The sequence below is a fragment of the Cohnella sp. AR92 genome (assembly GCF_003990975.1).
In the GTDB taxonomy this organism is placed as follows: Bacteria; Bacillota; Bacilli; order Paenibacillales; family Paenibacillaceae; genus Cohnella.
On sequence record NZ_RZJR01000017.1, the window covers coordinates 108,032 to 116,939 of the forward strand.

Below are 8,908 nucleotides of genomic sequence, written 5' to 3' on the forward strand. Positions count from 1 at the left end.
TGTGATGAACCTTATTATGAAGGGAGGCGGAGGAGGGAAGTAGACCGTTCCTGTTAAGTTATTGCCTAAAGCTGCAAATCATCCGTATAATTGGAGAAAAGGATGGAGGCGGCTTTGATGACGGAACTCGAGCAAGCGCTGAACCGGATTATCGCTCTGACAAGTCGGATGACGTTGTCGGATGGACGAACACCGACGCGTATTCCTTATTTCTCCATCGTTAAACACAGTCGCGATACGCAGCGGAACACAGGAGTATTGACTCCTTCCTTTTGCCTAATCCTTCAGGGGAATAAGAGGCTGTATCTGGGTCAAGACATCTTCGACTACTCCGAGGGAGATTATCTGGCTTCGTTGATCGATCTGCCAGCTTCCGCTCAAGTCGTCGGAGCAACGGAAGAGACTCCTTATCTCGGATTGCGCATCGATTTTACGACGCAAGAGATTGCTTCCGTGGTTACGGAGGCCGGGATAACGGCAGGGCCGAAGGAGAAGGGCCTGAGCGCGGGAGCGTTCATTGGCAAATCGGACGCCGATCTGCTCGATATTTTTGCCCGGTTGCTCAAGCTGGCCGATAAGCCTAATGCGGCTTTCCTGTCCGAATTGCTTAAGAAGGAAATGATCTACCACTTGCTGTCCGGGGATTATGGGCATTTGTTCTTTCAAAAGGGGCTTTTCGATCAGAAGGCGGACGGGGTCGGACAAGCGATCCAATGGATCAAAGAGAATTACGAGAGTTCCTTTACCGTGGAGGAACTCGCTCGGTCGTTCAATTTGAGCACCTCCGGACTGCATCACAAATTCAAAGCGATCACTACGATGGGGCCGCTGCAGTACCAGAAGCAGCTTCGCCTGCTGGAAGCCAGGCGCTTAATGTTGAGCGGAACCGCAGGAGCAACGGCAGCCGCGACGACGGTTGGCTACGAAAGCCCCTCTCAATTCAACCGGGAATACCGCAGGCTATTTGGCTTGCCGCCTCTACAAGATATTAAGGAGATAAGAAAAGCATCTAGCGCTTGGGGATTTGAGGATAGCTGATAATCAAAAGCCGTTCCCATTCATCATCTTGGATGACTCTCGGAACGGCTTTACTCATCCATTCAAGAAGCACTTCGGCTTTCCTCCGTTAGCCGTCATCAATAGGAATGGTTTCGTGATAAAATAGGGTCGGCTCCTATTCTCTCGATTGGTGGAATCTAGCATGTTCGATATCCTTCTGCCCGCGGACAGCGATCAACCGCTTTACGAGCAAATCTACCGGCAAATCCGCACTCGGATTCAAGAAGGAAAGCTAGCGCACGGGACAAGGGTTCCTTCCGTGCGCACGCTGCAGAATCTCTTGAATATAAGCAAGACTCCGATCGAGACCGCCTGCCAGATGCTGATCGCGGAAGGGTACCTGGCAAGTCGCCCGCGTTCCGGACTTTACGTGTCTAACCCCTACTCCTCTATTCCAGGCAGTCATTCCGAGAGCGGCGAACGGCTCTCTGCGCGTTCTCCGAATCCCAACCCGCTCCTAAGTTCGGGCGAATCCTTCATCGATTTCGATCCGTCGGCAATAGACCCTGAGGCCTTTCCTTTGACGGTATGGTCTAAGATGATGAAGCAGGCCCTCATCGTACACGAGAAGGACCTGGGGCGCTATGGCGAAGCCCAAGGGGAACGCGGATTAAGAGCGGCTATCGCCGAATACTTGAGGAACTCGAGAGGAGTGACCTGCTCCCCCGACCAGATCGTCGTCGGTACCGGAATGGCGTATAGCGTAGGGGTTGTCGCCAAGTTATTGGATGGAATCCGGCGAATAGCCGTCGAAGACCCCGGCTTCAAGCTGATCCGAGATCAATTCGCTTGGAATGGTTGGGAAGTTGTCCCCATTCCCGTTCGCGAGAAGGGAATTGCCTTGGACGAACTGGAACGGTCGAGGTCTCGGCTCGTTTATGTAACGCCGTCCCATCAATTCCCTACCGGTGAGATTATGCCGTTCCCGGAACGGGAGCGTCTGCTTCGCTGGGCATCGAGCCGCGACGGCTTCATTCTGGAGGATGATTACGACAGCGAGTGCCGATACGTCGGCAAACCGATCCCTTCCCTTCAAAGCTTGGATTCGAACGGAAACGTCATTTATGTCGGAACCTTCTCCAAGACGTTCAGCCCCTCCTTGCGCATGAATTATATGGTACTGCCGGTTCGTTTGCTCGAGAGGCTTCGCAAGCTGGAGAGGGAAGTGTTATCTCCTCCTTCGCGAGTCGAACAATGGGCCATGCAAGCCTTCATGGAGCAGGGCCACTGGTATCGTCACCTTCGACGGGTACGAGTTCTATACCGGGCCAAACACCGTCATCTAATCGAGTGCGTGCAGCGCCGCTTCGGCGACCGGGTCGAGATTACGGGAAAGGATGCCGGGCTCCATATTCAGGTCAGCGTTCTGCGGCATCGATCTTCGCGCGAACTTGTACGATTGGCTGCGGAGGCAGGCGTCAGAGTCTACGATTTTTGCAACATGCATCTGGATCCGGGGACGGTGGCTCCGACACCGACAATCTATATGGGCTTTGCCGGCGTCTCTTTATCCGATATCGACAAAGGAGTTAAATTGCTTAAAGAAGCTTGGTTCGAAGGCTCTTGACTTCCGGCTCGTCCGATCCTGCCCGCCATGTAGACACCGCCTAGGATCAGCCCCAAGCCAAGAATCATATTCCAACGTATCTCTTCTTGAAGCAGGAGGGAACCCCACGCCAAGGAGCTTACGGGGATCAGATAGGTAACCATCGTCGCGTAGACCGGTCCCCCGCGTTTCACGATCCAATAGAATAGAATGTAGGCAATGCCGGAGCCGCCAATGCCAAGCCCGGCGAGAGCAGCCGCGTTAGCGGGGACGGTTAACGGGGATAACGAAAGGCTCTCGGTCGCGAACGCGGCGCCTCCGCTGCCCAGCATGGCGAAGAACAGCGTGCCGAACGCGGATTGATAAGCGGTTAGGGGCGACAGCCATCGTCTCGTTAATTGAGAGCCTAACCCATAGAATAACGAGGCGATCAACATGCCGATCGTCCCTAATGCGTCAAACGAACTTCCCCCTTGGTATCCCAGCAATACGACCACCCCTGCCATGGCGGCCGTCAAGCCGATCGCTTGCGGACGCCGAGACTTTCCTCCGAAGAACAGAATTCCAAGAAGAAGAGAGAATAAAGGTGTGGTCGCGTTTAAGATAGAGGCGAGGCTGCTCATGATTCGAGTTTCGCAATAGCCGATGATGGCCCAAGGAATCGCCATATTAACCAGCGCAGTCGTCCCAAGATAAAGCCACGGCATTCTCCTCCAAGGCAAAGGTTGGCGAGTTAATCCCATAATCAGTGCGATTGCAGCCAAGCCAAGTGCCGAACGCAGAAAAACGATTGTCCAAGGACCGAAGTCGTGAACCAGCACTTTAATGAAATAATACGATCCGCCCCATATGAGGCTGAGCAGGAGCAGCGCGGGCAGCAAGGCGCGGTTCATCGCGAGCTTCTCTCCGATTGGATAGACTCAAGGCAAGCGCGCAGCTCCTGGATCAAGGCTCTTTGGTAGTCGGACACGCATCGATAAAGACTGCCGATTGCCCGATAGGTCTCGTTGAGTTTATCTTGATAGCCTGCTGCTTTCCGGTCCGGATTCTCCTCTTTGAAGCGGTCCATCACGGCCTGTATATACGCGGGCCGAGCTCCCCATCTGCCTAACACCTCGCCGGAATCGCTCAGGAAGACGGCGATCGGCTGAGCCCTGCCCCCATTCGTAAGAAAGTGATCCATCGTCTCCAGATGTTCGTCCATGATCAAGATCTCCGTCGGGATTCGCGCATGCTCCATCGCCCGAACCAATACGGGAACGTTCCAGATCACGTCCGGGCACCAATCCGTCGCCAGGATCAGGACGCGCAGATCGTTCCTTTCATTCAGGGAGCCGATCGCTTCTCGGTCGTCTTGATCCGGCCATTCAAAGTGATCATATAGGGATGTAAGCTTCTCTTTGGTATCGGGTATGCCGCTATTGACCATTTCCCTTGAATTCATGCTCTTCATAAAATGAGACGGCGTGATTCCTTGGCCAAGTTTGTGTGTGAGATAAAGGGATTCCGACATGACTAACACTTCCTTCGTTGGATGATATACAGTGAGCATATAGGGAGACTGACCTTTAATAAATGGTCAGTTTATTAATCAATTTAAAGACAGTTGATGGATAAATTTCTTGGAGTAATCCTTATGGTGAAGGGGACGCTAATAGCACTATTGAAGGCGAGGTGCTAATTGCGATGAGATCATTGGGCTTAGCGTTATCCTGCATCGGCATGTCGGCATTGCTGATCGCGGGATGCGGCAACCAGAGCAACGGGAACAACGGAGTCACGACGAAGAATGCCAATCGCGCCCATACGATCCAACAGAATTCGTACAGAGGGAACGCGAATCAAGAAAATAACGTGATCGACCGGAATTATCGCGGGCAGAATAGGAACGGTGCGAGCTATCGCAGCCAAAGCGCATCGACGAATGGGCACGTTCTTCAACTTGGGGATTGGCTCTCGATCATCGGTACCCGCGGCCACTCGGGCATGGGGACAAGATCCGTCGGAGACGGCATGGGATCCTCCCAATCGCAGCCGGGGAAGACTCCGGAACATCAATTGGTGTTGAATGTAAGCGATCCGGAAGCGATCGCCGCCATCGATCGCATCAACGATATCCTGTCCAATCGTTCCTCGGTGGGGAATAATTCGGATACGCTGCTTAACGACTTGAGCCTCGTCCTGCAGAAGGCGGCCGCCTCGAATAACGGCAATACGAAGTTGGACAGAGCGGGTACCGCAAATGGCATGGGCACCTCGGGCGTTACGCCGAACTCGCGATAAGAGTCATTGAAGGACATTAAGGGATAAAAAGAGGGACGGAACCTGCGAATCGGCGGGTTCCGTTTTCTGTTACAATTAGACACAAAGAGGAGGAGAGAGGCTCATGGCAACCATTCATCCTTACGGCGGGAAACAGCCGGACATACACGAGACCGTTTACTTGGCGAACGGGAGCGTCGTCACGGGAGACGTCAAGATCGGCAAGGAGACGAGCATCTGGTACAACGTCGTTATCCGCGGCGATGTCGCCCCAACCCTAATCGGGGAGAGAACTAGCATTCAGGACAATTCGACTTTGCATCAGAGTCCCGGCAATCCGCTTATTATCGAGGACGACGTAACCGTCGGCCATAACGCCATTCTTCACAGCTGCATCGTGAGAAAAGGCGCGCTGATCGGGATGGGAGCCATCGTACTTGACGGGGCGGAGATCGGCGAGGAGGCGATGGTGGGAGCGGGAGCTCTGGTTCCTCCGGGCAAGAAGATCCCTCCACGCACGTTGGTTATCGGTTCTCCGGCCAAGCCTATGCGCGAGCTGAACGAACGGGACTTCGCCGATATGCAGCGGATCCGCAGGGAGTATGTGGAGAAAGGGCAGTATTATAAAAAGCTGGAATCGTAAGGCAAAAAGGCCATCCGAGGGAGAGAAGATCTCCTTTGGATGGCCTTTTTTCGTAGTCGTTTGTTGCAATCGCCATGTTGATGTGCTAATAATTAGGTGAACAAATATACACTATGTAAATGAAATACACGAGGAGGCATTCATATGAGATTACAAGGCAAAGTAGCGATTATTACGGGTGCGGCAAACGGCATGGGTGCGGCTGAAGCCAAAATTTTCGCCCAAGAAGGCGCTAAGGTCGTCGCGACGGATTTGAACGAAGCGAAGCTCAACGAACTGGTAGAAGAGATAAAAGCGAGCGGCGGGGAAGCGATCGCCGTCAAGCAGAACGTCACTTCGGAAGAGGAATGGAAGGCGCTCGTCCGGAAGACGGTAGAGCTCTACGGCAAAGTCGACGTTCTGGTGAACAACGCCGGAATCGCCAGCGTCAAGACGATGGATAACATGGAGATGAGCGAATGGAACGCTGTCATGGACGTGAATCTTAACGGCTGCGTTCTGGGCATGAAATATTGCATCCCCGAGATGAAGAAGGCGGGGGGCGGTTCGGTCATCAACATCTCTTCCATCGGCGGCATCGTCGGCATGGCGGGCTCCAGCCCTTATACGGCAGCCAAGGGCGCCTTGCGCGCGTTATCGAAGTCGGCCGCCGTTGAATACGGCAAGGATAAGATCCGCGTCAACTCCGTGCATCCGGGCATCATCGTCACGCCGATGACCGCTCCCAGCATGGAGACGGCCATGCCGTATTATCAAGCCCATACTCAACTTCCGTACATGGGCGATCCGGAGGATGTCGCTTATGGAGTCGTGTTCCTGGCGAGCGACGAGTCGAAGTTCATGACGGGCGCGGAATTGGTGATCGACGGCGGTTGGACCGCACTATAACGAACGAACGGCGATGCGGGGAAGCAGATCTTCCCCCGCGTCGTTTTTTTCTATTCGCCCCGTTCTTTTTCCGCCGCATGAAGTCATGCTAGTATAGAGGGATAAAGAGATGGGTGTGATGACGGTTGGCTAGAAGAGACCCGCGACAAGCGTATTCGATCAAAAAAATGCAGAACGCCTATTTGTCGCTCCTGCTCAAAGAAAACGAAAGCCTGACAATTCAACGCCTCTGCCAGGAAGCCCAAGTGACTCGTCCTACTTTCTATAAGATGTACAAGGACATTGTCGACCTAAGGGTGGATTTGCACCACGGTATCCTCAAAGACCTCAAAGAATCGCTGACCATCCATAATCCGCAACGGATCGCGAACCTTCTACCTGAATATTTGCCTCATAATATGGTTGCTCTATTCGAGCATATTCTGCAGAACCAGCTTGCCTATGAAGTGTTGCTCGTGTATAAGCCCGACGACTTGTTTATCCAGGAAGTGAAGGGGATTCTAAGGCAGTACGTCGAGGACGGAATTCGGCTGCCGCAGACGACGGAGGACGAGCTTCGCATCGAAGCGGGCTTCGTGATCGCCTACACGACGGGCGCTTATCTGGAGAGCATCATCTGGTGGATTCTCAGCAATTACCGTCTGTCTCCCGAGCAGATGGCGGCGAAGCTGCTGGAGGTGTCCTTGCACGGGCCTTACAAGAACCCTATTCAGTGGCATCGATAAGAAGGGGCCGGAGCGTTCGGGGATTGACTTGAAGTTAACTTCAAGTGCGATAATGGATGCATTCCTGTATTCTGCGAAAGCGAGGGATCAGCTTGGAATATGTTAAACTCGGCAATACCGGTCTGGACGTGTCGCGAATCTGCCTGGGATGCATGAGCTACGGCGTGGCGGAGAGGTGGACTCATCCGTGGGTGCTCAATGAAGAGAACAGCCGGCCGATTCTAAAAAGAGCTTTGGAGCTTGGAATCAACTTTTTCGATACGGCCAATATTTATTCGGTCGGAAGCAGCGAAGAGGTTCTAGGGCGCGCGCTCAAGGATTACGCCAACCGGGATGAGGTCGTTATCGCGACTAAGGTCTATTTTCGCATGCGACCGGGTCCGAACGGAGCGGGGCTCTCCCGCAAAGCCATCCTGAGCGAGATCGATAACAGCCTGAAGAGATTGGGCACCGATTACGTGGATCTGTATCAGATCCACCGGTGGGACTACGAGACGCCGATCGAAGAGACGATGGAAGCCTTGCACGATGTCGTGAAGGCCGGCAAAGCGCGATACATAGGAGCATCCGCCATGTATGCCTGGCAATTCCAGAAGGCGCTGCATGCAGCCGAGAAGCATGGATGGACGCGATTCTCGGCGATGCAGAATCACCTCAACCTCCTCTATCGCGAAGAGGAGAGGGAGATGATGCCGCTCTGCAAGGAGGAGAAGATCGGGGTCATTCCTTACAGCCCGCTCGCTTCCGGCCGATTGGCCCGGGAATGGGGAGCGACGACGTTCCGTTCGGAGACGGATCAAGCGCAGCGGATGAAGTACGGTTCCACGGAAGCGGTGGATCGGCTGGTTGCGGACCGAGTAACGGAGATCGCGGAGAAGCGCGGCGTGCCTCGCGCGCAGATCGCGCTCGCGTGGCTTCTGCAGAAACACCAGGTGGCCGCCCCGATTATCGGCGCGACGAGCATCGCTCAGCTCGAGGAAGCAATCGGCTCTCTGGAGATCGAGTTGACGCCGGATGAGATAACCGCGCTCGAAGAGCTCTATGTTCCTCATCGCGTTGTCGGCGCATTGTAAGACAGAGGCAGCCTGGGACGAATAGGTCCTTGGCTGCCTTTGTTCTTATGAGATATTCGAACCGGTCGCCTGAGCTCCTTCTTTACGCGATTTGGGAGTTTAAGAGCACGAGAAGAAAGAGCAGTAAACTGTAAGATAATACCTGTTGCAATCAGGTTGCGATTCATGGTACATTATTTCTCGCGCCGCTGAGGCCGAGCACGAATCGCTTCTTACATAAGAGGAATATGAGTTCTAGGTTGCACGAAATAATCGTCAAACTGGAAAACATTGAGGGTTGCCAAGCCGAACGGCATGCGGTAAGATGTAATTCCTGCTTCGGAAACGAGGCGGACAAGCAAGAAATAAGAGATTCACAACTTGTTCCTTGAAAACTGAACATCGAGCGTAAATGGAAATAAATCGTCAAGCGGAACTTCGGTTCTGCGAGACAAACCAGCAGTACAGAACGAGCCTTCAAGGTTCTTCAAAAAGGTTTACCTTTATGGAGAGTTTGATCCTGGCTCAGGACGAACGCTGGCGGCGTGCCTAATACATGCAAGTCGAGCGGATCTTCTTGAGTAGCTTGCTACTCAAGAAGGTTAGCGGCGGACGGGTGAGTAACACGTAGGCAACCTGCCCATAAGACCGGGATAACATTCGGAAACGAATGCTAAGACCGGATACGCAGGACTGGGGCATCCCGGTTCTGGGAAACACGGTGCAAGCTGTG

At 53.5% G+C, this 8,908-nt stretch carries 9 protein-coding genes and 1 rRNA gene; 8 read left to right on the top strand and 2 right to left on the bottom strand.

What is annotated here, in order from left to right; all coding sequences use genetic code 11:
- The first annotated feature begins 117 nt into the window (after window positions 1–117).
- Together ELR57_RS24115 and pdxR are read left to right on the top strand one after the other, a co-directional pair.
- Window positions 118–1,038, top strand: coding sequence for an AraC family transcriptional regulator (locus ELR57_RS24115; protein ID WP_238162674.1), 921 nt, complete (start codon window positions 118–120; stop codon window positions 1,036–1,038).
- Window positions 1,039–1,201: 163 nt separating this feature from the next.
- On the top strand, window positions 1,202–2,626 hold the full coding sequence (pdxR, locus tag ELR57_RS24120) for a MocR-like pyridoxine biosynthesis transcription factor PdxR (RefSeq protein WP_126961819.1): 1,425 nt from the start codon (window positions 1,202–1,204) through the stop codon (window positions 2,624–2,626).
- Here the strand turns inward: pdxR and ELR57_RS24125 are convergent.
- Both ELR57_RS24125 and ELR57_RS24130 read right to left on the bottom strand, forming a co-directional pair.
- Window positions 2,542–3,498: a DMT family transporter gene (locus ELR57_RS24125; protein WP_126961821.1), complete on the bottom strand. Its 957-nt coding sequence runs from the start codon at window positions 3,496–3,498 to the stop codon at window positions 2,542–2,544. The two genes, pdxR and ELR57_RS24125, sit on opposite strands and share 85 nt — an antisense overlap.
- Window positions 3,495–4,118, bottom strand: coding sequence for a thioredoxin family protein (locus tag ELR57_RS24130; RefSeq protein ID WP_126961823.1), 624 nt, complete (start codon window positions 4,116–4,118; stop codon window positions 3,495–3,497). Before ELR57_RS24130 ends, ELR57_RS24125 begins: the two co-directional genes overlap by 4 nt.
- Before the next feature lie 173 nt (window positions 4,119–4,291).
- On the opposite strand from ELR57_RS24130, the gene ELR57_RS24135 reads away from it, so the two are divergent.
- From ELR57_RS24135 to ELR57_RS24160, 6 genes are all read left to right on the top strand, one after another.
- Window positions 4,292–4,888, top strand: a complete 597-nt coding sequence (locus ELR57_RS24135; RefSeq protein ID WP_126961825.1) for a hypothetical protein — start codon at window positions 4,292–4,294, stop codon at window positions 4,886–4,888.
- 103 nt (window positions 4,889–4,991) lie between these two features.
- Window positions 4,992–5,510: a gamma carbonic anhydrase gene (locus tag ELR57_RS24140; protein WP_126961827.1), complete on the top strand. Its 519-nt coding sequence runs from the start codon at window positions 4,992–4,994 to the stop codon at window positions 5,508–5,510.
- Between the two features lie 144 nt (window positions 5,511–5,654).
- Entirely contained in the window at window positions 5,655–6,398 is a 744-nt protein-coding gene (locus tag ELR57_RS24145) for an SDR family NAD(P)-dependent oxidoreductase (RefSeq protein ID WP_126961829.1), read from the top strand.
- A gap of 245 nt (window positions 6,399–6,643) precedes the next feature.
- On the top strand, window positions 6,644–7,123 hold the full coding sequence (locus ELR57_RS24150; RefSeq protein WP_158630147.1) for a TetR-like C-terminal domain-containing protein: 480 nt from the start codon (window positions 6,644–6,646) through the stop codon (window positions 7,121–7,123).
- Window positions 7,124–7,215: 92 nt separating this feature from the next.
- Entirely contained in the window at window positions 7,216–8,196 is a 981-nt protein-coding gene (locus ELR57_RS24155) for an aldo/keto reductase (RefSeq protein WP_126961833.1), read from the top strand.
- Between the two features lie 481 nt (window positions 8,197–8,677).
- A 16S ribosomal RNA gene (locus ELR57_RS24160) occupies window positions 8,678–8,908 on the top strand; the annotation flags it as partial.

Coding starts and splice junctions, on each gene's coding strand:
- ELR57_RS24115 (WP_238162674.1), top strand. CDS start 118: ATGACGGAACTCGAGCAAGCGCTGAACCGGATTATCGCTCTGACAAGT.
- pdxR (WP_126961819.1), top strand. CDS start 1,202: ATGTTCGATATCCTTCTGCCCGCGGACAGCGATCAACCGCTTTACGAG.
- ELR57_RS24125 (WP_126961821.1), bottom strand. CDS start 3,498: ATGAACCGCGCCTTGCTGCCCGCGCTGCTCCTGCTCAGCCTCATATGG.
- ELR57_RS24130 (WP_126961823.1), bottom strand. CDS start 4,118: ATGTCGGAATCCCTTTATCTCACACACAAACTTGGCCAAGGAATCACG.
- ELR57_RS24135 (WP_126961825.1), top strand. CDS start 4,292: ATGAGATCATTGGGCTTAGCGTTATCCTGCATCGGCATGTCGGCATTG.
- ELR57_RS24140 (WP_126961827.1), top strand. CDS start 4,992: ATGGCAACCATTCATCCTTACGGCGGGAAACAGCCGGACATACACGAG.
- ELR57_RS24145 (WP_126961829.1), top strand. CDS start 5,655: ATGAGATTACAAGGCAAAGTAGCGATTATTACGGGTGCGGCAAACGGC.